The 23,332-nt window shown below is 68.6% G+C and carries 24 protein-coding genes and 3 tRNA genes; 11 read left to right on the top strand and 16 right to left on the bottom strand.

The annotated features are described in order from the left end of the window. Positions 1–4 precede the first annotated feature (4 nt). From ABZU76_RS23750 to ABZU76_RS23725, 6 genes are all read right to left on the bottom strand, one after another. Positions 5–1,180, bottom strand: a complete 1,176-nt coding sequence (locus ABZU76_RS23750; protein WP_354873154.1) for a 4-hydroxybenzoate 3-monooxygenase — start codon at positions 1,178–1,180, stop codon at positions 5–7. 25 nt (positions 1,181–1,205) lie between these two features. Beyond that, positions 1,206–2,441, bottom strand: a complete 1,236-nt coding sequence (locus ABZU76_RS23745) for an FAD-dependent oxidoreductase (protein WP_354873152.1) — start codon at positions 2,439–2,441, stop codon at positions 1,206–1,208. Further along, positions 2,438–2,761 (bottom strand): 2Fe-2S iron-sulfur cluster-binding protein, encoded by a 324-nt coding sequence (locus ABZU76_RS23740; protein WP_354873150.1) that lies wholly within the window; start codon positions 2,759–2,761, stop codon positions 2,438–2,440. The genes ABZU76_RS23745 and ABZU76_RS23740 overlap by 4 nt, the downstream gene beginning before the upstream one ends. 5 nt (positions 2,762–2,766) lie before the next feature. Further along, complete coding sequence (locus ABZU76_RS23735) at positions 2,767–3,933, bottom strand: cytochrome P450 (RefSeq protein WP_354873148.1); 1,167 nt, start codon at positions 3,931–3,933, stop codon at positions 2,767–2,769. A gap of 100 nt (positions 3,934–4,033) precedes the next feature. Continuing rightward, entirely contained in the window at positions 4,034–4,825 is a 792-nt protein-coding gene (locus ABZU76_RS23730) for an IclR family transcriptional regulator (protein WP_354873146.1), read from the bottom strand. 19 nt (positions 4,826–4,844) lie between these two features. After that, positions 4,845–6,185: a nucleobase:cation symporter-2 family protein gene (locus ABZU76_RS23725; RefSeq protein ID WP_354873144.1), complete on the bottom strand. Its 1,341-nt coding sequence runs from the start codon at positions 6,183–6,185 to the stop codon at positions 4,845–4,847. 79 nt (positions 6,186–6,264) lie between these two features. On the opposite strand from ABZU76_RS23725, the gene ABZU76_RS23720 reads away from it, so the two are divergent. Together ABZU76_RS23720 and ABZU76_RS23715 are read left to right on the top strand one after the other, a co-directional pair. Next, positions 6,265–7,383 (top strand): 5-methyltetrahydropteroyltriglutamate--homocysteine S-methyltransferase, encoded by a 1,119-nt coding sequence (locus tag ABZU76_RS23720; RefSeq protein WP_354873142.1) that lies wholly within the window; start codon positions 6,265–6,267, stop codon positions 7,381–7,383. Then, on the top strand, positions 7,380–7,697 hold the full coding sequence (locus tag ABZU76_RS23715) for an NIPSNAP family protein (protein ID WP_354873140.1): 318 nt from the start codon (positions 7,380–7,382) through the stop codon (positions 7,695–7,697). Before ABZU76_RS23720 ends, ABZU76_RS23715 begins: the two co-directional genes overlap by 4 nt. 102 nt (positions 7,698–7,799) lie before the next feature. Here the strand turns inward: ABZU76_RS23715 and ABZU76_RS23710 are convergent, their stop codons facing one another. After that, entirely contained in the window at positions 7,800–8,405 is a 606-nt protein-coding gene (locus ABZU76_RS23710; RefSeq protein ID WP_354873138.1) for a hypothetical protein, read from the bottom strand. Between the two features lie 136 nt (positions 8,406–8,541). Between ABZU76_RS23710 and ABZU76_RS23705 the strand changes: the two genes are divergently transcribed. Continuing rightward, positions 8,542–9,297, top strand: coding sequence for a rhomboid-like protein (locus tag ABZU76_RS23705; RefSeq protein ID WP_354873136.1), 756 nt, complete (start codon positions 8,542–8,544; stop codon positions 9,295–9,297). Positions 9,298–9,422: 125 nt separating this feature from the next. After that, positions 9,423–11,750 (top strand): EAL domain-containing protein, encoded by a 2,328-nt coding sequence (locus ABZU76_RS23700; RefSeq protein ID WP_354873135.1) that lies wholly within the window; start codon positions 9,423–9,425, stop codon positions 11,748–11,750. 65 nt (positions 11,751–11,815) lie between these two features. On the opposite strand, the gene ABZU76_RS23695 is transcribed toward ABZU76_RS23700, so the two are convergent. The 3 genes from ABZU76_RS23695 to ABZU76_RS23685 form a co-directional block, all read right to left on the bottom strand. Further along, positions 11,816–12,160, bottom strand: a complete 345-nt coding sequence (locus tag ABZU76_RS23695) for a YciI family protein (RefSeq protein ID WP_354873133.1) — start codon at positions 12,158–12,160, stop codon at positions 11,816–11,818. Positions 12,161–12,255: 95 nt separating this feature from the next. Continuing rightward, entirely contained in the window at positions 12,256–12,792 is a 537-nt protein-coding gene (locus tag ABZU76_RS23690) for a hypothetical protein (RefSeq protein WP_354873132.1), read from the bottom strand. A 68-nt stretch (positions 12,793–12,860) separates the two neighbouring features. Further along, a complete protein-coding gene (locus ABZU76_RS23685) occupies positions 12,861–13,445 on the bottom strand; it encodes a class I SAM-dependent methyltransferase (RefSeq protein WP_354873130.1) in 585 nt (194 codons plus the stop codon). A gap of 193 nt (positions 13,446–13,638) precedes the next feature. On the opposite strand from ABZU76_RS23685, the gene ABZU76_RS23680 reads away from it, so the two are divergent. Together ABZU76_RS23680 and ABZU76_RS23675 are read left to right on the top strand one after the other, a co-directional pair. Further along, on the top strand, positions 13,639–14,154 hold the full coding sequence (locus ABZU76_RS23680; protein ID WP_354873128.1) for a hypothetical protein: 516 nt from the start codon (positions 13,639–13,641) through the stop codon (positions 14,152–14,154). A gap of 115 nt (positions 14,155–14,269) precedes the next feature. Further along, complete coding sequence (locus ABZU76_RS23675) at positions 14,270–14,452, top strand: hypothetical protein (protein WP_354873126.1); 183 nt, start codon at positions 14,270–14,272, stop codon at positions 14,450–14,452. Between the two features lie 104 nt (positions 14,453–14,556). Here ABZU76_RS23675 and ABZU76_RS23670 read toward each other — a convergent pair. From ABZU76_RS23670 to ABZU76_RS23655, 4 genes are all read right to left on the bottom strand, one after another. Next, positions 14,557–14,630 (bottom strand) — tRNA-Phe (locus ABZU76_RS23670). 31 nt (positions 14,631–14,661) lie between these two features. Beyond that, a tRNA-Asp gene (locus ABZU76_RS23665) sits at positions 14,662–14,735 on the bottom strand. 30 nt (positions 14,736–14,765) lie between these two features. Next, positions 14,766–14,838: transfer RNA gene (locus tag ABZU76_RS23660), tRNA-Glu, on the bottom strand. A gap of 339 nt (positions 14,839–15,177) precedes the next feature. Then, positions 15,178–15,432 carry a hypothetical protein gene (locus tag ABZU76_RS23655; protein ID WP_354873124.1) on the bottom strand — a complete coding sequence of 85 codons (255 nt, stop codon included), beginning with the start codon at positions 15,430–15,432 and terminating at the stop codon, positions 15,178–15,180. Between the two features lie 484 nt (positions 15,433–15,916). Here ABZU76_RS23655 and ABZU76_RS23650 point away from each other — a divergent pair, with 484 nt between their 5' ends. Then, positions 15,917–16,336: a hypothetical protein gene (locus ABZU76_RS23650; protein ID WP_220245848.1), complete on the top strand. Its 420-nt coding sequence runs from the start codon at positions 15,917–15,919 to the stop codon at positions 16,334–16,336. A gap of 208 nt (positions 16,337–16,544) precedes the next feature. Here ABZU76_RS23650 and ABZU76_RS23645 read toward each other — a convergent pair whose 3' ends face one another. Beyond that, positions 16,545–16,748 (bottom strand): cold-shock protein, encoded by a 204-nt coding sequence (locus tag ABZU76_RS23645; protein ID WP_020669570.1) that lies wholly within the window; start codon positions 16,746–16,748, stop codon positions 16,545–16,547. 459 nt (positions 16,749–17,207) lie between these two features. Here ABZU76_RS23645 and ABZU76_RS23640 point away from each other — a divergent pair, with 459 nt between their 5' ends. From ABZU76_RS23640 to ABZU76_RS23625, 4 genes are all read left to right on the top strand, one after another. Then, positions 17,208–18,407: an Ig-like domain-containing protein gene (locus tag ABZU76_RS23640; protein ID WP_354873121.1), complete on the top strand. Its 1,200-nt coding sequence runs from the start codon at positions 17,208–17,210 to the stop codon at positions 18,405–18,407. A 597-nt stretch (positions 18,408–19,004) separates the two neighbouring features. Continuing rightward, complete coding sequence (locus ABZU76_RS23635) at positions 19,005–19,325, top strand: hypothetical protein (protein WP_220245846.1); 321 nt, start codon at positions 19,005–19,007, stop codon at positions 19,323–19,325. Positions 19,326–19,333: 8 nt separating this feature from the next. Beyond that, positions 19,334–19,879 (top strand): SigE family RNA polymerase sigma factor, encoded by a 546-nt coding sequence (locus tag ABZU76_RS23630; RefSeq protein WP_354873119.1) that lies wholly within the window; start codon positions 19,334–19,336, stop codon positions 19,877–19,879. Positions 19,880–20,103: 224 nt separating this feature from the next. Continuing rightward, complete coding sequence (locus ABZU76_RS23625; RefSeq protein ID WP_354873117.1) at positions 20,104–20,655, top strand: hypothetical protein; 552 nt, start codon at positions 20,104–20,106, stop codon at positions 20,653–20,655. A gap of 1,199 nt (positions 20,656–21,854) precedes the next feature. Here the strand turns inward: ABZU76_RS23625 and ABZU76_RS23620 are convergent. Continuing rightward, entirely contained in the window at positions 21,855–23,213 is a 1,359-nt protein-coding gene (locus tag ABZU76_RS23620; protein ID WP_354873115.1) for an MFS transporter, read from the bottom strand. Positions 23,214–23,332: the final 119 nt, after the last annotated feature.

The following is a 23,332-nucleotide window of genomic DNA, read 5'->3' as shown; positions in this document are numbered from 1 at the left end:
GGCATCAGGCGCCGAACGGCAACCCCACGTAGTTCTCCGCCACGCTCGTCGCCGCGGCACGCGACGAAGCCGTGTAGCGAAGTTGCGAGAGCTGCAACCGGCGGGCGAAAGCATCGGCGCCCGGGTCGACGTGGAGCATGGTCGTCATGAACCAGGAGAAGTGTTCGGCGCGCCAGACGCGGCGGAGGCAGGTGTCGGAGTAGGCGTCGGCCAGGGAAGGGTCGCCTTTGAGCAGGGTGACCAGAGCACGCGAGAGCACGCGGACGTCCGCGACGGCCAGGTTCATGCCCTTCGCGCCGGTCGGCGGCACGATGTGGGCGGCGTCGCCGGCGAGGAAGAGCCGGCCGTGGCGCATGGGTTCGGCGACGAAGCTGCGCATGGGCGTGATGCCCTTGTCGAGGATCGGACCTTCGCGCAGGGTGAATTCGCCGTCGACCGCCAGGCGCACGGACAGCTCGGACCAGATGCGGTCGTCGGACCAGGCCGCGAGGTCCTCACCAGGGTCGACCTGCAGGTAGAGGCGTGTGATTTCCGGAGAACGCATGCTGTGCAAGGCGAAGCCACGCGGGTGATGGGTATAAATCAGCTCCTCGTGCGAAGGCGGCGTCTGCGCCAGGACACCCAGCCACGCGAACGGGTATTCCCGCTCGAAGAACTGCAACACACCGTCCGGAATGGACGGACGAGACACACCGTGGAAACCGTCGCAGCCGACAATGGCGTCGCATTCGAGAACCTGCGAAACACCAGCGGAATCCACATACCGGACCACCGGCCGAGAAGTGTCCACATCAGACACAGCGACGTCCGAAACCTCGAACTCCAACGGCAAACCCTGACGCTCATGCGCGTCCACGAGGTCCTTGACGATCTCCTGCTGCCCGTACACCGTGATCGACCGCCCGGTGAGCTCCGTCAGCGCGATGCGGTGGTCCTGGCCGTCGAACCGCAGCGAAAAACCCTCGTGCGGCAGGCCTTCCCGGGCCAGCCGGTCGCCGAGGCCGATCTCCGTCAACAGCTCGACCGTCGGTTGTTCGCAGACCCCCGCGCGCACGCGTTGCCGCACGTACTCGCGGTCACGCGCCTCCAGCACGACGGCGTCCACGCCTTCGGAGTGGAGCAGGTACGAAAGCAGCAGACCGGCCGGGCCGGCGCCGATCACAGCGACCTGGGTGCGCAACGGGGGTACCTCCGAACGAATAACGTCAAGCCGCGGAACGCGACTTCACATGGGCTTTCAAATCGAACGAGCTGGCTTCGAGGTCGGCGTACGACGGGCGCAGCTCCGCCGTGAACAGCCGGCGCGCGGCGATGTGGTCGGGCGGGCGGTTCACGGACTCGACGGCGATCAGCACGCCGTCGCGGAAGGACAGCACGGAAAACCGTCCCTCGGCCCGGTCGCCGGTCACCACGGTCTTGTCCGCGTTCGCGAGGATGCCGACGATCTGCAGCTTCGCGCCCGTCTGGTCGGTCCAGAACCACGGCAGACTGTCGTACGGCGCGGCGTCGCCGGTGATCGCGGCGGCGACGCATCGGGCCTGGTCAACAGCGTTCTGCACTGATTCCAGCCGCGTCGCCGCGCCCGCGTGGACGCACGGGAAGTTGGCGCAGTCGCCGATCGCGAAGATCTTCGGGTCCTCGGTACGCAGGTGCTCGTCGACGACCACACCGTTGGTCACCGTCAGCCCGGCCTGCGAAGCGAGCGTCGTCTCGGGCACCACACCCACGGCGACCACCACCAGGTCGGCCGGCAGCCGCGAGCCGTCGGCCAGCTCGACCGACGAGACGTGCCCGTCGCCGTGCAGAGCCGTAACGCCTGTTCCGAGCAGCACCGTGTGCCCGGCCTTTTCGTGCAGCTCCTTGAAAAACGACGACACTTCCGGCGACGCCACGCGCGCCAGCAGCCGGTCCTGCGCCTCGACGACCGTCACGGGCCGCCCGGCGTGCGAAGCGAACTCGAGGCCGATGAAGCCGCCGCCGATGACCAGAACGTTCGAGGCCGCTTCCAGCGAAGCCCGCAGCCGATCCGCGTCGTCCCGCGTCCGCAGCATCAGCACGCCGTCGAGATCCGCGCCGGGCACCGGCAGGACCCGGTTCCGCGCGCCGGTGGCGAGCACGAGGTGGTCGTAGGAAAGCTCCTCGCCCGACTCGAGAACCACCCGCGAAGCAGCCCGATCCACCGAAGCCACCCTCCCCGGCACGAGCTCGATGCCCTTCTCCGCGAAGAAGTCCTCCGGCCGCAGCCGCAGCTGCTCGTCGCCCGCCGTGCCCTTGAGGTAGGCCTTCGACAGCGGCGGCCGCTGGTACGGCACACCCGGCTCGTCGCCGACCAGGACCACCCGTCCGGTGAAGCCCTTGTCCCGCAACGAAGCCGCGGCCTGGAAGCCGCTCTGGCCGCCGCCGGCGACGAGGACGGTCTCGGGCGAGGATCCTGTGGTCATAACTGCTCCTCCGGCAAGCGCAGGACCAGACCGTCGAGGTCTTCGGTCACCGGAAGCTGGCAGGACAGCCTGCTGGTGGCCACCCTCGGGCTGGCCGTGCAGTCCAACATCTCCTCTTCATCTGAGCACAAGGGCCCAAGATCGTCGAGACGCGCCGGGTCGACGTAGACGTGACAGGTCGCACACATGGCGTTACCGCCGCACTCGGCCACGATCCCGTCGACGCCGTAGTCGATCGCCACCTGCATCAGCGAGCGACCGACCGTGGCCTCGACGGTGCGGGAGGTCCCGTCGGACTGTACGTAGGTGACCTTCGGCATCCCGGTCACCGGACCCGCACCGGCAGCGAGGCGAGGCCGCGCAGCGTGTTGGACAGCTGGGGCCGCGGCTCGCCGGCGAGCTCGATCGTCGTCACGCGCCGGGCCAGCTCCGCGAGCAGCACCTCGCCTTCGAGCCGTGCGAACATCTGGCCGACGCACGCGTGGACACCCGAGCCGAACCCGACGTGCCCGGCCGCGCGCCGCGTGATGTCGAACGTGTCCGCGTCGGGCCAGCGCCGCGGGTCGCGGTTGGCGGCGGCCAGGAAGAGCAGCACCTTCTCCCCCGCCGGGATCCGCACGCCGCCGATCTCGACGTCGCGCGTGGTGGTGCGGAAGAACGTCTGCACCGGCGACGTGAACCGCACGACCTCTTCGAACGCCGCGCGCGAGCGTTCTGGCTTCTCGCGCAGGGCGGCCCACTGGCCGGGATACGACGCGAAGCACAGCACGGCGTTGCCCAGCGCGTGGACGGTCGTGTCGACGCCGGCGCTCAGGAAGGAGCGCACAAGCAGCGCGCGCTCTTCCTCGGTGAACGCTGAAGCGGCTTCGTGGATCCGCGCGCCGAGCCCGCCCGGCGCGAGGTTCTCGGCCCGGCAGTGCTCGGCGATCCACTCGCGGGCCACCGCGCCGCGCTCCATCGTCTCGGTGAAGAGGTGGTTGCGGGGGCCGAAGCCGTTGAACACCATCGCGCCGTACGGCAGGAGGTGCTCACGGCCTTCGGCGGGCAGGCCGACGGCGTCGGGGAACACCTTGAGCGGGAAGGCCTCCGCGAAGTCGGAGACGGCGTCGAACTCGCCGCGCGCCACAAGCGCGGCCACGAGCTTCTCCGCTTCACGCGCGAAGGTGTCCCGGTAGGTCTTCACGACCTTCGGCGTGAGCACGCTCGTCACGGTGTGGCGGGCCCGGTCGTGCTCCGGCGCGTCGGCCTCGAGCAGCAGGCTCGGCGGGCGCCACGGCGTCTCCTTGCGGAAGTCGCTGAGCCCGACGCCGGCCGACGAGCAGAACGTCTCGGGATCGTTCAACGCCTGCGTGACCTCTTCGGCGCGGGCCATAGCCCACACGTCGTAGCGGCCGAGGCGCACGATGGGACCGGCGTCGCGCAGCCGGCGGTGCAGCGGCACGGGGTCGGCGAGGACTTCGTCGGAGAACGGGTCGTCGTCGAGCGTGATCACCGGGCCTCCTCACATCGTCGGGATGGCCCTCAGGGTGCTGCGTCGGCACCCTTCAGCACAGCATGGCTTCCACTGAGTGGAAGAAAGCGTGGTTTCAGGCTCAGTGCGTCTCGCGATGCGCGTCTTCGGAAAGCCGCAGCGTGGCGCCGAGCGTCCGTGAAATACCGCGCGCCGCCGCCCGCACGGCCGGCACCAGCGTCAGCGGGTCCGTCCCCTCGGCCGGCACGACCACGGAAATCGACGCGACCACCGTGTCCGACGCGCCGTGCACCGCCGCCGCGACGGAGAGGGCGGGCAGCTCGATCTGGCCGTCACTCACCGCGTAGCCGTTGCGCCGGACGTCGGCGAGCACGCGGCGAAGCTGCTCGGGCGAGTGGATGGTCTTGCCGGTGTAGCGCTTGAGCGGCAGCCCGAGCACCTGCTCCTGCACCTCGGCCGGCGCGTGCGCCAGCAGCACCAACCCCACCCCCGTCGCGTGCAACGGCAGCCGCCCGCCCACGCGCGAGATCACGTTCACCGCGCGGCGCCCGGAAAGGCGTTCGAGGTACACGACCTCGGCCCCGTCGAGCACGGCGAGCTGCACGTTCTGGTGCGTGGCCTCGTAGAGATCCTCGAGGAACGGCATCGCGCTCTCCCGCAGCTGCGCCCCGTGCGGCGCGAGCGACGCCACCTCCCACAGCCACAGCCCGACGCGGAAGTGCCCCTGCTCGTCACGCTGCAACGCCCCGCGCCGCACGAGCTCGCCCGCCAGCCGGTGCGTCGTCGACAACGGCAGCCCGGCCCGCCGGCTCAGCTCGGACAGCGTCAACACCGGTCGCTCGGACGTGAACGCGCCCAGCACGTCCAACACCCGCTCCACGACCGACGGTGGCCGCTGCGCGTTGTGCCGCATGGGTATCAGTCAAGCACCCCTACGGCGCCGACAGCAGATCCGGATCCTTCCTCGCCCCCAGGTGGTTGAACAGCAGGTTCAGCAGGAACGCCAGGATCGACGCCAGTGTGATCGGGCTGCCGCAGATGGTCTGGAGCCACGCGGGGAAGTGCTGGAAGAAGATGGACGTGCCGAAGCGGTCGGTGGCGAAGGCGGGCAGGAGGCCGACGCCGAGGGCTACCGCGACGATGAACGTGTTGTGGTTGCCGGAGAACTCGACCTTCTTGAGGTTCTGCACGCCCACCGCGGCGACCATCGCGAACATGATCACCGCTACGCCGCCGACGACCGGCTCGGGGATCGCGGCGATGGCGGCGCCGACCTTCGGGATCAGGCCCATCACCACGAGCAGGCCGCCCGTCACGGCGACGACCCAGCGGCTGCGCACGCGCGTCATCTGGACGAGGCCGACGTTCTGGGCGAACGCGGTGTCGGGGAAGGAGTTCATGAAGCCGCCGAGGATCGCCGACAGGCCGTCGGTGGCGAGGCCGCGGGCGACGTCCGCGCCGGTGGCCGGGCGGCCCGTGATCTCGCCGACGGCGATTATGTCGGCGGTGGACTCGGTGAACGTCACCAGCATGACCACGCACATCGACAGCACGGCGGCGATCGGGAACGTCGGCGCGCCGAAGTGCAGCGGGGACGCGAGCCCGAACCAGCTCGCCTGCCCCACACCGCCGAACTGCGTCAGGCCAAGGGGAATCGCCACGATCAGGCCGACGGCGAGCGCCACCAGCGGCGCGATCTGCGCGACGAACCCGCGCAACACCCGCGTGAGCAGCACGATCAGCGCCACCACGCCGAGGGCGATGGCGATGTGCGACGGGGTGGCGTAGTCGGGTGCCTCCGTGTCGTGGCCGGCGATCATCGCCGCGCCCGGGCCGAGCAGCGAGACGCCGATGACCAGCAGCAACGTGCCCGAGACCAGCGGAGGGAAGAACCGGATCATCTTCGCGAACGGCCGCGCCAGCAGGAGTCCGAACACACCCGAGGCGATCATCGAGCCGTACACCGCGGTGAGGCCGTACTGCGAGGCGATCAGGATCATCGGGTTGACCACGGTGAACGTCGCGCCCGCGACCACCGGCAGCCGCACGCCGATGAGCTTGCCGATGCCGATGGACTGGACCAGCGTGGCGATACCGGCCACGAAGAGGTCTGCGTTGACCAGCAACGCGATCGTCGCCGCGTCGAGCTTCAGGGCGCTGCCGACGATCAGCGGCACGGCGACCGACCCCGTGTACATGATCGCCATGTGCTGCAGGCCCAGCAGGAGCAGCCGCCCGGCGGGCAGTCCTTGGTCGACCGGGTGTTTGGTCATGGGGGCAGCCCTTTCACGCGGATCCGATCGCGCATCTTCTCACGACGCATACCGCCGGTTTGTGTGTGACGATGCGAGGATGACTCCGCGTCCCCCCTTCCGCGCCGATCACGTCGGGAGCCTGCTGCGGCCGCCGGTTCTGCTCGACGCCCGCCGCCGGCACACCTCGGGTGAGATCACCTCCGAACAGCTGAAGGCCGTCGAAGACGACGCGATCCGCGACGTGATCAAGATGCAGAAGGTCGCCGGCTTGTCCTCGGCCACCGACGGCGAGTTCCGCCGCGCGTCGTGGCACATGGACTTCATCTACTCGCTCGGCGGCATCTCGCAGAGCGACGAGCGCCTGCACGTGAAGTTCCACAACCTCGCTGGCGACCTCGAGTTCAGCCCGCCCGGCCTGCAGGTCGACGGCCGTGTGCGGCTGGACCAGCCGATCTTCGCCGAGCACTTCGAGTTCCTGAAGTCCCACGTGGACTCCGGCATCACGCCGAAGCTCACGATCCCGTCGCCGAGCATGATCTACTACCGCGGCGGCCGGGCGGCGGTGAGCGAGACCGTCTACCCGGATCTGGAGGAGTTCTTCGCCGACCTGGCGACGGCGTACGCGGCGCAGCTCACGGCGATGGGCGAGCTCGGCTGCACGTACCTGCAGCTCGACGACACCAGCCTCGCGTACCTGAACGACCCGGCGCAGCGCGAGCTCGTCGCGCGCATGGGCGGCGACCCGGACACCTTGCACCTGCGCAACATCCAGCAGATCAACGCGGCGCTGCGCGGCCGGACCGAGGGCATGAGCGTGACGACCCACCTGTGCCGCGGAAACTTCCGCTCGTCGTGGGCGGCTTCGGGCAGCTACGAGTTCGTGGCCGAGGCCCTCTTCGGCGAGCTCGGCGTCGACGGCTTCTTCCTGGAGTTCGACGACGAACGCTCCGGCGGGTTCGAGCCGCTGCGCTTCGTGCCGCCGGGCAAGCGCGTGGTGCTCGGGTTGGTGACCACGAAACGACCCGAACTGGAAGACGCGGACAATCTGGTGCGCCGCATCGAGGAAGCCGCGCGGTTCGTCGACATCGACCAGCTCTGCCTCTCGCCGCAGTGCGGCTTTTCCTCCACGGAGGAGGGCAACGAGCTCACCACGGACGACCAGCTGCGCAAGCTCGAGCTCATCGTCTCGACCGCGGAACGTGTGTGGGGCCGGTGATCACCTGCGTGATCGACTACGTCATCGATCCCGCGAAGATCACCGAATTCGAACGCTTCGCGCAGGCGTGGATGCGCCTGGTCACCCGCGAGGGCGGCGTGCACCACGGCTACTTCCTGCCCGCGGAGGGCGCGAGTGACGAGGCCAGGGCGTTGTTCAGCTTCGAAAGCCTCGCCGCGTACGAGCAGTACCGCGCGCTCTTCGGCGTCGACCCGGACTTCGTCGCGGCCGACCGCATCCGCGACGAATCGGGCTGCGTCGTGCGGTACCGCCGCAGCTTCATGCGCCCACTGATGCCGGACGACGACAGCTGACCCACGAGCGGTCGCCCGGCCGGATTCCGCGCACCACAACACTTCCCGCGCCACGGGGACGCACAGCGGAGTTGCGAAATCGACGCGTCGGAGCAGACGGACTCAGATGCAGAGGATGCCCAGTACACACGGCCGCTTGGGCGTCGTCGTGGTCGACGGAGGCGGAGGCGGCGGCTGGTTGTCCGACGAGCCACCACCCGAGCCGGGCTGCGAGTCGGTGGGCGAGGTCGGCGAGTCGGAGCCGCTGGTCGCGGTGCCGGGGTCACTGCTCGACGTCGTGCCGGGCTCGCCGCCGCCGCGCGGGTTGAGCGGGTCGATGATGGACGTGATCTTCGGGGCGCTGGCCTCGGTGGTCTCGTCGTCGCTCGACGAACCGGAGTCCGAGTCCTGACCGTCTCCGGACGCCGCGATCGAGGCCGGTGGCGGGCTCGACTCCGAGACGCCACCCGCACCGTCGGTGCGGTCGGGCATCTCGATGACCTTCATCTCGGTGAGGCGCGTGGCCTCGTCGTTCGTCGTGGTGCCGAACGACACCAGGATCGCCGCGGCGCCACACCCGACGACGACGGCCGCCATCACCGCGACCATGCGCCAGCGCGAGCGCGAAGGCGGTGGCAGACGTTCGCCCCAACCTTCGCGCACGAGTAGTTCGGCGACCGAAACCTCTTCGTCCACCAGCGGGCCTTTCACCAGGAGTGGGCCATTCATACCGCACCGGGCCACCGAACGGGTGAACAATGACAGAAAGTTCTACGCAGTGTGCGTCACTCTAGCGGGTGAGAATCACAGCGCTTTCACAGCTGCCCTTAGCGAAACTCCCAGGATGCCCGGAGAGCCTGGAGTAATGCTGCTGCGAGCCCGACAGCCGGTCACCCTCCGAGACTGGTGGACCCACCGGCTCGTGGGCGAGGCCGCGCCTGCCCGGGTGACGCTGACCTGGCGAGCCGTGGTCCGCAGCTTTGCGCGGGCGCTGCCGACCCCGCGGTCCACACCGTTCACGTTCGGTTACCTCATCGTCCTGCTCGGCACCACGCTCGTGCTGCGCTTCGCAGACCCGGTCGTCACGGCGAAGCTGCTGCAGCTCTCCAGCACCGACGCCCACAACCTTTGGCGCCGCCCCCTCGTCTCCCTCCTCAGCAGCGCGCTGTGGCTCGAAGACGGCGGCTGGCTCGCCTACGCGATCATCTTCACCATCGCGCTCGCCCCGCTCGAACGCCGATTCGGGCCGGGCCGCACGGCGATCGTGTTCTTCAGCGGCCACGTGCTGGCCACGCTCGCCACGGAAGTGCCCGTGATGCTGCTGATCAGCGGCGGCGTGCTGCCGACGACCGCGAGCCGCTGGCTCGACATCGGCGTGAGCTACGGCTTCTTCACCACCGCGGGCGCGCTCGTTTTCCTCCTGCGCGGCCGGCCGCGGATCGTCGCGTTGGTGGTCATGGAGCTGTTCATCGCGGCGGTCTGGGTGTTCGATTCGCCCGGCAGCCTCGATTCCGTGGTCACCGTGCTCGGCCACGCGTGCGCGGCGCACTTCGGCCTCTTCTACTGGGGCCCGCGGCTTCGCGCCCGGCGCGAATCGGCGCCTGCCGGGCGCGACACCTAGGGAATTCGCGGAGCCAGGCCCCGACGGCACGTGATATACGAAGGTTCCCCGGCGCATATACACGACAGATCCCTTGGTGGTGTAATCGACGGGCCACACGCCGATACAGGGGGACCGGACGCACTATGGAGGCCGACGCCCTAGCCAAGGCGCAGCTCGCGGAGCTGGCCGAACGCTACCGGCGGCTCGTGGAACTGAGCGCCGACGCCACCTGCGTGCACGAAAGCGGCGTGATCACCTACGCCAACCCCGCGGCGCTCGATCTCTTCGGCGCGCAGTCGACTACTGAGGTCGTGGGCCGGCCGGTCACCGACTTCGTGGTGACCGAACGCGATCGCGACGAGAAGCCCGGGGGCGAACCGGTCGAAACGGTCGTGAAACGGGTGGACGGCAGCACGTTCGCCGTCGAGACGGTGTCGCTGCGCACCGGCGACGAGGCCGCGTCGGCGATCCAGGTCGTGATCCGCGACGTCGCCACGCGCCGGGCCGCCGCCGCACAGGCCGCTCTGGTGTCGCAGGTGAGCGACGCGATCGTGGCGGTGACCGGGGACGGCATCGTCACGAGCTGGAACCCCGCGGCCGAGACCGTGTACGGGTGGACCGCCGGGGAGGCCGTCGGCCGCCCGGCGCGCGAGGTGCTCGGCGCCGATCCCGATCCCGCGGCGATCCAGCTCGCGGGAGGCGTGGTGCAGCAGACGCACCACCATCGCGAAGGGGCTCCGCTCTCGATCCGCATTTCCGCAGCTGAGATGAATGACGGCCACGTGCTCGTGTGCGCAGACGAGACCGCCCGCCGCCGAGCGGAGCAGCACTACCGCACGGTGGTCGCCGCGCTCGACGAAGGCGTGCTGGTCGTGGGCCCGAAATGCCTGATCGAGTCGGTGAACCCCGCGGCGAGCCGCATCCTCGGCGTGCCGGCCGACGAGCTGATCGGCGTGCCGTGCTCGTCTCTCGTGCTCTTCGACGAGTCCGGACACCGGCTGCCCGAGGACGAGCTGCCATCGATCTCCACGCGCCGCACCGGGATCACGCAGAATGGCCTAGTCCTGCGCTTGCGCCGCGCCGACGGCCGTGACGTGTGGGTGGCGCTGACGTCGCGGCTGCTCAACCCGGACGACCCCGCCGGCGTCTCGGTGGTCACGTCGTTCACCGACATCACCGAGCGGCGCGCGATCAGCGCCCGCCTGGCGCACGACGCGACCCACGACCCGTTGACGCGCTTGGCCAACCGCACGCTCGTGCTCGACCGGCTCGATCGCCGCGACCGCGTCAGCCCGACCACGGTGCTGTTCCTCGACCTCGACAAATTCAAGATCATCAACGATTCCCTCGGCCACTCCGTCGGCGACCAGGTGCTGCGAATCGTCGGCGAGCGCCTGCGCCGCGCCACCGCCGCAGTCGACGTGGTGGGGCGCTTCGGGGGTGACGAGTTCGTGGTCGTCACAGCCGGGGCCACGGCCGACGCCGAGGTGCGCTCGCTCGCGGCGCACCTCCGTTCGGTGCTGGCGGAGCCCATTTCCGTGCACGGTCGCGAGCTCCACGTGAACGCGAGCATCGGCATCGTCCTCGTCGCGGCGGGCGACCAGCGCAGCGCCGAAGGCCTGCTGCGCGACGCGGATGTCGCGATGTACCAGGCGAAAGCCCTCGGCCGCGGCCGGTACGAGTTCTTCGACGTCGCGCTGCGCGAACGCATGCAACGGCGGCTGCGCATGGAGCAGGACCTGCGCGACGCCGTCCACAGTGGACAACTGTGGCCTGCGTACCAGCCGGTGGTCGACCTGCACACCGGCGAGATGGTGGGCGTGGAAGCGTTGCTGCGCTGGACCCATCCCGGCCACGGCGCGATCTCGCCCGCGGAGTTCATCCCGCTGGCCGAGGAAAGTGAGCTGATCAACGAGATCGGCAAGTTCGTGCTGCGCGACACCACGCGCGAAGTGGCTGCCCTGCGTTCGTCCCGCGGTCTGGACCTGTCGCTGAAGGTGAACCTTTCCGTGCGCCAGCTGGAAGACCCGCAGCTGGTGCCGGCCGTGCGCGACGCCCTGGCGACGACGGGTCTGCCGCCGTCCGCGCTGTGCCTGGAGGTGACGGAGAGCGCGCTGATGCGCGACGAGGTCGCCGCCGCGGAAGTGCTGGCAGCACTGCGTTCCCTCGGCGTGCTGCTCGCGATCGACGACTTCGGCACGGGCTATTCCTCGTTGGCACAGCTGCGCCGCCTGACGCTCGACACGCTGAAGATCGACCGCTCGTTCATCACCGGCATCGCCGACTCTCGCGACGCCGCGGCGATCGTCGCGAGCATCATCGCGATGGCGCACGCGGTCGGCTTGACCGTGGTGGCGGAGGGCGTGGAGACGGCCGAGGAGCTGGCGCTGCTGCGCGAGCTCGGCTGCGACCAGGCCCAGGGGTATCACCTGGGCCGGCCGCTGCCTGCCGCGGAGTTGTTCGCTCAGTAGAGCTTTTGTCGGTATTCCACTCCCCGGTCATGCCGACCGGGGTGCTACCTCCACCGCGGCGCAGGTCAAGCCTCGTGCACGACCGGCCGCACCTCCACCGCGGTGTGCTTCGCCTCCGGAACCTGCGCGGCGAGCTCGATCGCCCGCTCCTTCGTGGGGACGTCGACGACGTAGTAGCCGCAGAAGAACGTCTCGCTGCCGTGGATGAGGCCGGTCTCGTGGATTGCCTTGCCGTCGCGCACCTTGACGATCACGCTCTCGGCGGGTGCGGCCAGCGCCTTGGTCTCGACGAACTCGGCGGCGTTGTTCTTCATGAAGGCGCCGTGGCCGTCGTACACGTCCTGCTTGGCGCTGTCGGGGAGGGCGTCCCAGAGGGCGGGGGTCATGTTGATGGTGAGGAGGTACTTCATGGTGGCTCCTTGGGTCTCGGCGTTTGCCCTGTTCGCCGAGTGGTCGGAGCCGGCGCGGCAGTCCGGACACGGCTGCCCGAAGTTTTTTCGCGGGTTCAGCCGAAGTGGGCCTTCAGCCGATTCACCACGGCCCCGAGCAGGCCCGCGGTCACCCCGACCGTGTTCGGGCCGAGCGAGACGTTCGAGACGTCGGAGATGCTGAGGTGGATGGCCAGGTTGTCGAACACGGCCTTGGCTTGGCCGTCTTGGATGGTCGCGTGATCCCACGGCCCGGCGACCTTGTCGGCCCAGGGCGCGCCGAACCGGTGGCCGGCGTCGGAGAAGGCGTCTTCGCCGTTGAACCGCTGGATGTCGAGGTGGAGGGTGCGGGTGTTCGAGCGCTCGACCTCGTAGCCGTCCTGGCGGGCGTAGATGACGTCACACGCGGTGGATTCGTAATCGACGTCGGTCACTGCCATGCTCTCATCGGGCCACGAGCCCTCGTGGTGCAGACCAACCGTCACGGGCGCGACGACGTCACCTTCGAGCACCACGCACGGATCGATCGTCTCCTCGAACCGGTGCCGCCCGCCTCCGCAAGCGGCGCACAAGAGCACCAGGCCCACGACGAGCAGCCTCGACCACCGCGCCATCCCCCCACCCCCCACGAGCGGCCGCCATCCCGGCAGCTCCCCGACACGATCGTAGCCACGACCCGCCTTCAGGCCCGGCTGATCACCACGTACCGCTCATCCTCGATGCCGGCACCCCACAACGCCGGGTCGTCGAGTTTCGTGACGTGCGCCTCTCGCCGGTGGGCCAGCACCAGTGCCCGGCACTGCGTCGCCGTCAGCCCGGCCCCGGTGGACCAATGCCCCTCGATGAGCACCAGCCGCCCGCCGGGCCGCAGCAGCCGCGTCCAGCGCTCCACCGCGGCCGCGGGATCGGGCATGGCCCACAGCACATGCCGAACGAGGACCACGTCGTACGCGTGTGGTTCGCACGGCGGGTCAGCCGCGTCGCCGTGGCGGAAGTCGACCTGGACCTCTGCCGCCGCGGCCTTGCGCTCAGCGAGCGCGAGCATCCGGCGGGACAGATCCACCCCGCACACCTCGAAGCCCGCCTCGGCCAACAGAACGGCGAGACTTCCCGTGCCACAACCGAGATCGACCACGGACGCCGGCGCCTTCGGCAGCAACGACAGCAGCAGCTCCCGCCACGCCGCCCGTACAACGGGGTCGCGCAACCCGTGATCGGGCTGCTCGTCGAACGCGTCGGCGTGCACGTCCCAAACGTCTTCTGTCATCCTGCGAAGTCTTCACGCACAGCGGATAAAGCCCGTGCACCGGTCACTGCGAGTGATCACAAGTGGATCTCCGAGAGCGGGATTTCCGGGAAAGTCCGGCAGGATTCGGTGCATGCGTTTGTCTCGAAGATTCATCGCCGCCGCCTTCGTAGCGGCGGCTGCGGCGGGCTGTTCGAACGGTGGGAGCGGAGTGGTGGCAGCGCCGTCCTCCAGCAGTCCGGCGCCCAGCAAGAGCACCAGCCCTCCCCCGGCGCCGTTCGTGCCCGCGGCGTCGCCGGCCAAGGTGACTGCGGCGTGTCCGTTTCTGGATCCGGCGGAGATCGCGAAGGCGTTCAGCGACCCGAACACTTACGACAGCAGCGAACAAATCCCGTCAGTTCAGGGCGGGCTGACCGTCTACACCTGCAAGTACCACCGCGCCGACGACCCCGGTTCCCCTCTGGGAACCCTCGAAGTCGCCGAGACGCCGACAATGGTCGCGGAGAAGACACTGCTGCAAGCCGCCGAACAGGAATGCGCCGACAAGGCGCAGCCGATCGGTGAAGCCGCGATCTACTGCCTCAGCAAGGGCAACGGCACCGACATCGCGGTCGTCGAGCCGAGCCACGGCGTGACCCGTATCGCCCACCTCTCCTTGGCCGCTCCCCGCAACGACGGGTTCCGCGCCGGCTACACCACGCTGGCGAAAACCCTCGCCGACCGGTTGTGATCACTTCAGCGCCCGGGCCCAGCTGACACAGAGGCGCGTACTTCGCCCCGCATCCCTGCGGGGCGAAGTACCGCGGGGCTCGCTCATCGCGCACGAGCAAACCCAAGGTTGCCAGGTGAACGCAGACGACCACGATCTCGAACGTGAGTGGGCGCTGTTCACGCACTTCATCGACCCGCACGGGTACGCCGCCATCAGAATCCCGGGAGCTTTGCTCGACGACTGGGTGCGGCAGGCGACCGACGCGAGCGAAAGCCTGTACCGAAGAGACGGCGATTCCTGGCGCTCACCCGAGTGATCGAGCTCTGAAGACCCAGATAGGTCGCAGTCTGCCGCCAAGGCCACGATCAACCCCGGAAACGAGAAAACCGCCCCGACCGAAGTCGAGGCGGTTCTGGGCTGTGGCCAGGGCCGGGGTCGAACCGGCGACCTTCCGCTTTTCAGGCGGACGCTCGTACCAACTGAGCTACCTGGCCGGGAACGCCGGCTAGTAGCCGAACGATCTTGCGACCCTGACGGGACTCGAACCCGCGACCTTCGCCGTGACAGGGCGACGCGCTAACCAACTGCGCCACAGGGCCTTACTGGTACTGCGTCTAGCTTGTACTGCGTACTCCCAACGGGATTCGAACCCGCGTTGCCGCCTTGAAAGGGCGGAGTCCTAGGCCACTGAACGATGGGAGCCCAGCCGGTTTCGGCGAACCGACCAGCTGCGCTCTCAGGTTCCCCCGGGAGCGATTACAAGCATAGGGCACGCCCCCACCGCTTTACACCGGGGGGTGACTAACCCTCCGACAAGCCCATGACCTGCAACAACAGCACCAGCGAGGCGGCCAAGTCGCACGTCGGCCCCACCGGGCGTCGATCAAGCCCGCGGCAGCCGCGAAGCAAGCGAAGCGATCAACCCCCGATCCTCGGGCGCAGAAGAGCCGACACCTCGAGAACCGTCAACAAGTCACACGACAGCCCACGCCGAGCCGTCGAGCCACTCCGAGCAACCCCGATCCCGACCGACGACAGACCTCAGCGCTGAACCGGCGCCTGTCCACCCTCGTCGAGATCGAGGCCGAGCATCTCCAACAGCTGGGAGCAGTCCTCGACCCCCAGTGCGCCGTTGGCGACGGCAAGGCGGGCTCGCCGCACTTGATCGTCGGAGACGCGTTGGCCGTCGGTGGCCCCGCGTTGTGTCGGCACGCCGCCGCCGGTCAGCGACGTGCTTCCGCCATCGGCACCTTCGTACCGAAGGAGGAACTGTCGAACTTCCACAGACCCGCTCATGGCCCCTCCGCCCGGTTCTGAACAACTGGCCGCGAGGCTAGCCAGAGCGAAGCGCCACAGGCAGCCCCCCGGAGAGTGAACCTGGGAACACTCTCCGCACAACCCTGCGCAATCGCCGAACACATTCACAAGATCGTGAAGTGAACCGGAGTGTGGATTTCTCACGGGTTCCACTCGCCCAAGCCCGAAACTCGTGCAACAATCGATGGTGCTGACACACCCCCGGTCAGCGCCTGTGGAGATCCCCTCCGACCCCCGCGTTCCTCCCCCTGGCGCGGGGGTCTCTCCATTTCCGCACTTTTGCGTGGCGACCTGCCGAAACTCGCCTTGCGCAAAGCGTGAACAGCACATCCACAGACGGTCATTGAACAGCGTTTACCGTTGGGCTGATCAGGTGATCGAATAGGCTCAATGAGCGACCGAATTGCTTGTGTCGTGTCTCACAGTCGTTTGTTTGCCGAGACCCAACCGTTATCGTGTCCGGGTGCCTCTTCCCTCACTCGGCCGCCTCGGCAGCCGTACGAACCTCAAAGCCGTCTCGTCCGGACGGCACCGCAACGCCGCCAAGTCGGCGGGCGAAGAAGTCGTCGAGGACCAGGAGCTCACCAGCTACCTCGCGGCTCTCGCTCCGGACTCCGACCCCGAAAGCACCGGGACCGGCAAGCGCTTCGGTGAGGCGCAGGTCTACCAGCTGCGCATGAACCTCATCGCGAGCCAGCAGCTCAAGGACATCGCCAACGAGCGCGACATTTCCCCTCAGGCGCTGGCGATGGAGTGGATCCTGGAACGCCTCTCCTGGGAGGGCCAGGCCGCGTCGGCGCAGGAGCGCCGGCACTCCGACGCGATGACCGACGAGTTCAGCTTCCCCCAGGGTTCCTTCGACGAACCGCTTCTCCCCCGCTGATCGAAGCGCGACGAACGCAAGCGAGAAAGCCCTCGGTGCACCAGCACCGGGGGCTTTTCCATGACCGGACGTCACGCTGTGTCAGTGAAACCACGCTGTGTCAACAAAACGGTGTCACACAACAACTTGTCACGAAAAAAAGGAACTCCCGGCGAGTGACTCACCGGGAGTTCCTTACTCAGGCCTGAACAAACGCGTTGGGCTTGTCTCAGATCGGGCGGACCTTCTGGGCCTGCGGGCCCTTCTGGCCCTGGCCGACCTCGAACTCCACTCGCTGGTTCTCCTCGAGGGTGCGGAATCCGCGCCCGTCGATCTCCGAGTAGTGCACGAACACGTCACCCTCACCGCCGTCCTGAGCGATGAAGCCGAAGCCCTTCTCCGCGTTGAACCACTTCACAGTGCCTTGCGCCACCGCTGTACTCCTCGTAACAGATCCGCTTCGAATGCCACCGAAGCGGCACCCCAGGCCGTCCCGGGCGGTTCCAACGAGTCGAGCGAAGAGCTGTCGGGCCCCACGGCTCGCGTCAGAAGTTCCGCGAGTGTGAAGCCACGAACACGCAAAACGACGGCCTGCTCAGCAGCCTACCGAGATCTGGCCAAATCTGAAGCCCGTGATCTCGCAGATCGGTTCACAGACTCGCACGTCACCGGAACGTCGTATTGCCGCCTACGCAGCGCGGTCGGTCCATCCGGTTAGGCTGACTGCGCACGGCCGCGCCGGACATCACCGTGCACGTCCTGAAGTCGCCTAGGCCCCGTACGTGAACTTCGCGAGGTTGGTGTGACGTTGGTCACTACCCAATCGATCAACGCTCGGGCTCTTCGGGACGTCTGGGTGGTTGGGGTTGTCCAGGGGAGATTGGGGATCGGTGTGACTATCCGACACTTCGCGCGCCGTAGAGCGGGCATCGCGGTTCTGGGGGTCGTCGCCGCGCTCACGCTCGGTGCGTGCAGCAGCGATCCGACCACCGTGAGCGCCAGCGGCAACACGGGCGGGGGCCCGACGAAGGCCGCGCCGGTCGCCAAGCCGGCCACTCTCACGCTCGCGCCCGCGGCGAACGCCAAGGACGTGCCGCCGGGCGATCCGGTGAAGGTGACCGTCGCGGACGGCACGCTCGACTCCGTCACGCTGACGAACCCGGACGGCAAGCAGGTGCAGGGCCAGCCGTCGGCGGACAAGAAGAGCTGGGCCACCACCGAGGACCTCGGCTACAGCAAGACCTACACGTGGTCCGGCCAGGCGACCGGCAGCGACGGCAAGCCGGTGCAGATCAGCGGCGCCTTCACCACCGTGAAGCCGCGCCGGCAGATGGCGGGCAGCCTGAACGTCGGCGACGGCCAGACGTACGGCATCGCGATGCCGATCGCGCTGACGTTCCCGAGCGCCGTGAAGGACAAGGCGACCGTCGAGAAGGCGCTGTCGGTGGAGACCACACCGAAGACCGAGGGCTCGTGGGCCTGGCTCAACGGCGACACCTCCGTGCACTGGCGTCCGAAGGAGTACTTCGCGCCGGGCACCGAGGTGAAGGTCAACGCGAACATCTACGGCGTGTCCATGGGCAACGGCACGTACGGGCGCCAGGACATCTCCGCGAGCTTCAAGATCGGGCGCTCGCAGATCGTCAAGGGCAACACCACCCAGCACCGCATGCAGGTCATCCGCGACGGCAAGCAGGTGATGGACTTCCCGGTCAGCTACGGCCTCGACTCCGACCCGGGCCGCGTCACCCACAGCGGCGTGCACGTGGTGATGTCGAAGCACGCGACCTACTCGATGAGCAACCCGCGCTACGGCTACACCGACGTAAACGTCCCGTGGGCCGTCCGCATCTCCAACAACGGCGAGTTCATCCACGGCCTCGCAGGCTCCATCTGGGCGCAGGGCAAGAAGAACATCTCCCACGGCTGCCTCAACCTGTCCCCGGCGAACGCGAAGATCTACTACGACAGCGTGTTGCCTGGCGACCCGGTGGAGATCACGGGCAGCACCCAGACGCTCACGTCGAGGGACGGCGACTACAGCGACTGGACTTATGACTGGGCTTCGTGGAGCAAGTTGTCCGCGGTGTGAGTTCGAGTTGTGCGGTGAACGGCCGGGGGTTGGTGCCTCCGGCCGTTTGTCGTTGATGGGGGCTGATTGGTGGGCGCAAGCGTTTGCGGCCGGGGCCGAGGTAGGCCCGGTTCGCGACTCGGCGCTGAGTACGCGGCCGCGAGTCACAGGAGAGCGGGGTTGGACCTCCGGCAGGGCCTTGTGACCCAGCGTGGGGCTCGGTCCTGCTGCCGGTCGCGGGGCGGGCCGCATTTGGTTCGACCACGGTGCCCGGCGGGACAGCGGGTGCCGGCGGCCAGCTCGCATGCGTTGTGCTCCGGGTCGAGCCTCATGGCGGAGGCGCGGCGCCAATCCGCGAAACCGCGCCCCTCCGAGACCCGCGGCCAGGCCGCGCGTGGTTCGACCACGGCGACCGACGGACAGCGGGCAGCGTCCGGCTTGGTGGAGCGTCGGCGAGGGTGCCGGGCGTTGTCGGGGTGCGTCGTGGGACGGGTGCGAACGCCGAGGTGGGGTGCGGGAAAAACTTGGCGAACTCGATGCAACCCGGTTCGGCGCCGTCGGCATGACTAGGGGCAGAAGAGGCGCCGACCGGGGTGCTCGTGAGCCTGAGGAGCTGTTTTGCGTATTCGTTTCGCATTGAGTGTCGGTGCGTTGCTGCTGGCCGGGGGTGCCCTGACGGGCGGGGCGGTGGCGTTCGCGCAGCCGGCGCCGCCGACGGCCGCGACGCAGCCGACGTTGCCGGCCCAGGAGCCGCCGTCGGCTACGACGCGGCCGGCGTTGCCGACGCAGCGTCCGACCGAGGTCGCGCCCCCGACCGCGGTGCCGACGCGGATGCCGGCGCAGGCTCCGGGCGTGAGGGCGCCGAGCGGCGTGCGCGTGCCGACGGCGATCCCTGCGGGGCCGACCGGCGACCTGAACCTGCCGGACATCTGGGGCTGATCGCGCAGGTGATCTCCCGCTCCCGTCCGGTGTCCGGGCCGAGCTCGCCGTGGGACGGCGAGTTCGCCCGGTACTTCGGCGAGCGCGCGCACAGCCTGCGGGCCACGGCATACCTGCTCTGCGGCGACTGGCACCGCGCCGAGGACCTCACACAGGCCGCGCTGCTGAAGCTGTACCTCGCGTGGCCGCGCCTGTCACGGCACGACAGCCTGGACGCCTACGCGCGCAAGATCGTGCTGCGCACGTTCCTCGCCGAGAACCGCCGCAGCCGCTGGAAGCGGGAGCGCCTGACCGACGCTCCACCCGACGTCCCCACCACGGACGCCGAAACCGAACACGACATGCTGGTGCGCCAGGCCCTCGCGGTGCTGGCGCCCCGTCAACGTGCCGTGCTGGTGCTGCGGTACTTCGAGGACCTGTCCGTCGACGAGACGGCCGCCGCCCTCGGCTGCAGCACCGGCACGGTGAAGAGCCAGGCCGCCCGCGGCTTGGCCACTTTGCGCAACCGGCTGGGGCCGCACTTCGTGGCTGTGGCTGTTCCTGGAGGGAGGTGACTGTTCCGGTGAACCGTGATTTTGGTGGTGCTGACGGCTTTGGGCGTGAGCCGGGAGGCTCTGACGGCTTCGGCCCTGGCGACTTCGGCTCGCGCTCGGGCGGGTCTGGCGGTTTCGGCGGTGGCTCCATGGGCTCGGGCGGCGCTGGCTCTGGCTCCTCTGGCTCCGACTCTGGCGGCTCTGGCTCTGGCGGCTCTGGCTCTGGCCGCGACTTCGACTCGAGCTTGGATCGCGACTGCGGCTCTGGCTCTGGCCGCGACTTCGCCCTCGGCTCGGATCCCACCACCAGCTTCGACGCCGACCCGACCTCCGGCACCGACATCCGCGCCCTGTTCTCCACCCTCCCGGACGGCCCACCCCTCGCCCTCTCCGCCACCGACGTCATCAACGACGGCGCCCGCATCCGACGCCGCCGCAAACGCTTGGCTGTGGCCGGCAGCTCCGTGGCCACCGCCGCGGTCCTCGTAGTGGCGGGCCTGGCCGTGAGCTTCGCCGCCGGCCACCACGGCCCGCCGACGCCCGTCCAGCCCGCCGGCCCCGGCTTGTCGACCATCGCGCCGACGCCTTCGCCATCGAGCTCCCCGCCGACCACCCCACCCACCGCCGACACGACCGCTCCGCCCGGCGACCCGACGCCGACCCGCTCGGCGGTCCAAGCGCCAGGCCGGCCGCCGGAGTCCCTTCCGTCTTTCCCCCGCACGCCGGTCCGTCTGCCCCCGTCGGCCACCACGATCCCCACGCACGCCAGCGCACCACCGATCGCCACAACCCGCTGACGCACCACCACCCCCGCGCGAGTGGACTGCTGGGCCCGGGCCGATCCGCGCGAGGGGACCACTCGTGCCGCGCCTGTCGTGCGAAGGGACCTGTCGAGCCGCCGCCGCTGTGCGAGTGGGCCACTCGTGCATGGCCCGCATCGCCAACGGACCCGCCACGCGCCCCGGCGCGAACGGACCGGCAGACCCACAACCACCACCCGACTGGACCTTTCGACCCGCCCCGTCGCACGAAGGGACCTGTCGAGCCACCACCGCTGAACGAGTGGACCACTCGTGCACGGCTCTTAGCCCCAACGGACCTGCCACGCGGCCGGGACGAGCGGACCGGTCCGAGCCACAACCACCACGCGACTGGACCAATCGTGCCGCGCTTGTCGTGCGAACGGACCTGTCGAGCCACCACTGGTGCACAAGTGGACCAGTCGCGCAGGCCTCACAGCGCCAACGGACCCGCCACGCGGCCCGGCCCGAACGGGCCCGTCGAACCCACAACCACCACGCGACTGGACCTTTCGAACCGCATTCGCGCCGCGACTGGACTGGTCGAACCACGTCGGCGGCGCCAGGGGCCCGGTCGCGCCAAGCCGTGCGGTGCGGTGCGGTGCGAGGGGACCGGTCGCGCCGTGCGAGCGGACCGATCGCGCCGTGCGAGCGGACCGATCGCGCCGTGCGAGCGGACCGATCGCGGCGAGCCGCGTGGCACGAGGGGACCGGTCGTACCAGCAGACGAGGCGCCGGGCGGCAAAGCCGAGCCACCAGCGGCCCAGATCTCTCACTCAGTGAGGCGCCAATCCCCTGTTCAGACCACAGTTACCGCCCCACAACCAGGGTGGCCGACGTCACCCCGGCCAAGTGGGTTTTCGGCGAAATATCCGGGCGCCTTGTGGCGATGTTTCCTGTGGTGGTCGACGAAGGCCGCCGACATCCGTGCTCAGCCGGTCGAACAAGAGCGAGCCGGCCCGAGAACTCGAGGAGGAAGCAAAAATGGTGTTCGCCGCACTCATGATCGAAACCGTAGTAGCTGTTGTGGTCGCCGGTGGGTTGGCGACTTGGGCGCGCAAGCGTTTCGCTGCTCCTCGCCCGGTCGAGGTTGCCCAGGTTCGCTGAGCGGAGCAGCCCAAGGACTGTCCACAGTAGACATAAAAGCGGCCCGTCCCCCCGACACAAGGGGGACGGGCCGCGAAACAAACCCGAACTCAGCGAGCAGCACCCGCCAGCTTGCCACCCGTGTCCGCGGTGTCGATCTGCTCGATCGGCACCTGCGAAGTCTCCGGGATCTTGAAGATCGGCACCAGTGCGATCACGGCGGCGATCATCAGGTAGTACGCCGGCCAGTCCTTGTTGCCCGTGCTCTGGATCAGGGCCGTCACGACGACACCACACGTACCACCGAACAGCGACGTCGAGATGTTGTAACCGATCGCGAACGAGCCGTAGCGCACGCGGGTCGGGAACATCGCCGGGAACGTCGAGCCGATCACGGCCAGCATCAGCACCAGCAGGAACGCGACGATGCCGAACCCGACGATCAGCCACAGGATGCTGCCCGACTGCATCAGCTTGATGCTCGGCCAGCTCAGCACCAGGAACCCGAGCGCGGCGGTGATCAGCAACGGTTTTCGCCCGATGCGGTCGGACAAAGCGCCCAGCGGCAGAATGATCGCGGCCTGCACGATCTCCACGCCGATGATGATCAACGTGGACGTGTTGTCGTTGATCTTCAACGTATCCGTGAAGTACGTCGGCATGGTCGTGAGCAGCATGTAGTCCGCGATGTTCAGCAGCAGCACGATGCCGATGAGGTTGAGGATCATCCGCCAGTTGCGGGTGAAGGTCTCCTTCAGCGGCGCCTTCTTCGGCTTGTTGCCAGAAGCCTCGAGCCGCTTGAACTCCGGCGTGTCCTCGAGCTTCGAGCGCAGGTACAGACCGATGAGGCCCAGCGGCAGCGCGACGAAGAACGGGATCCGCCACGCCCACGCCTCGACCTGGTCGGCCGGCAGGGAAAGCGTGACCGCGAGCACGACGACGTTGCCCAGCACGTAGCCGCTCAGGGTCCCCAGTTCCAGGAACGATCCGAAGAAACCACGGCGTTTCGTCGGCGCGTACTCGGCGATGAACGTTGCCGCGCCGCCGTACTCACCGCCTGTGGAGAAGCCCTGGATCAAGCGCAGCAACAAGATCGCGATCGGTGCCGCGATGCCCATGCTGTATGGGCCCGCGTAGGTCGGCAGCACGCCGACCAGGAAAGTACAGCCCGACATCAGCAGAATGGTGATCGCGAGAACCTTCTGCCGCCCCAGTTTGTCGCCCAGTGGGCCGAAGAACGCCCCGCCGAACGGCCGCACGATGAACCCGACCGCGACCAGCGCGAGCGACTTCAGCACCGCGTTGCCCTCGCCGGGGAAGAAGACCGTGCCGATGCTCGTGGCGATGGCGCCCGAGGTGAAGACGCCGTAGTCGTACCACTCGGTGGCGTTACCCATCGCCGACGCGAGGACTGCCCGTTTGACGGTTCTCGGGTCCACGTCCGGTGTTTTCGCCGTTGCCTCGCTCATCCCCGCGACGACCTCCTCGTACGCGACCCAGTAGGTCCGATGCAGCTCATTTCCCGAGTGTTGTCCCGCTGGGATTAATCGGCAGTGTGAGTCGGGAAAGTTCTACCGTACGGAATTTT

Origin of the sequence: Amycolatopsis sp. NPDC005232 (assembly GCF_040607795.1) — a bacterium.
Classification (GTDB): Bacteria; Actinomycetota; Actinomycetes; order Mycobacteriales; family Pseudonocardiaceae; genus Amycolatopsis.
Note: the sequence above shows the minus strand (reverse complement) of the source record. Positions and strands in the feature narration are given on the sequence as shown.

Excerpts from the sequence above, each read along its gene's own strand:
- ABZU76_RS23745 (WP_354873152.1), bottom strand. The coding sequence starts at position 2,441 with ATGACCACAGGATCCTCGCCCGAGACCGTCCTCGTCGCCGGCGGCGGC.
- ABZU76_RS23740 (WP_354873150.1), bottom strand. The coding sequence starts at position 2,761 with ATGCCGAAGGTCACCTACGTACAGTCCGACGGGACCTCCCGCACCGTC.
- ABZU76_RS23730 (WP_354873146.1), bottom strand. The coding sequence starts at position 4,825 with ATGCGGCACAACGCGCAGCGGCCACCGTCGGTCGTGGAGCGGGTGTTG.
- ABZU76_RS23725 (WP_354873144.1), bottom strand. The coding sequence starts at position 6,185 with ATGACCAAACACCCGGTCGACCAAGGACTGCCCGCCGGGCGGCTGCTC.
- ABZU76_RS23720 (WP_354873142.1), top strand. The coding sequence starts at position 6,265 with ATGACTCCGCGTCCCCCCTTCCGCGCCGATCACGTCGGGAGCCTGCTG.
- ABZU76_RS23710 (WP_354873138.1), bottom strand. The coding sequence starts at position 8,405 with ATGAATGGCCCACTCCTGGTGAAAGGCCCGCTGGTGGACGAAGAGGTT.
- ABZU76_RS23705 (WP_354873136.1), top strand. The coding sequence starts at position 8,542 with ATGCTGCTGCGAGCCCGACAGCCGGTCACCCTCCGAGACTGGTGGACC.
- ABZU76_RS23700 (WP_354873135.1), top strand. The coding sequence starts at position 9,423 with ATGGAGGCCGACGCCCTAGCCAAGGCGCAGCTCGCGGAGCTGGCCGAA.
- ABZU76_RS23695 (WP_354873133.1), bottom strand. The coding sequence starts at position 12,160 with ATGAAGTACCTCCTCACCATCAACATGACCCCCGCCCTCTGGGACGCC.
- ABZU76_RS23690 (WP_354873132.1), bottom strand. The coding sequence starts at position 12,792 with ATGGCGCGGTGGTCGAGGCTGCTCGTCGTGGGCCTGGTGCTCTTGTGC.
- ABZU76_RS23685 (WP_354873130.1), bottom strand. The coding sequence starts at position 13,445 with ATGACAGAAGACGTTTGGGACGTGCACGCCGACGCGTTCGACGAGCAG.
- ABZU76_RS23655 (WP_354873124.1), bottom strand. The coding sequence starts at position 15,432 with ATGAGCGGGTCTGTGGAAGTTCGACAGTTCCTCCTTCGGTACGAAGGT.
- ABZU76_RS23620 (WP_354873115.1), bottom strand. The coding sequence starts at position 23,213 with ATGAGCGAGGCAACGGCGAAAACACCGGACGTGGACCCGAGAACCGTC.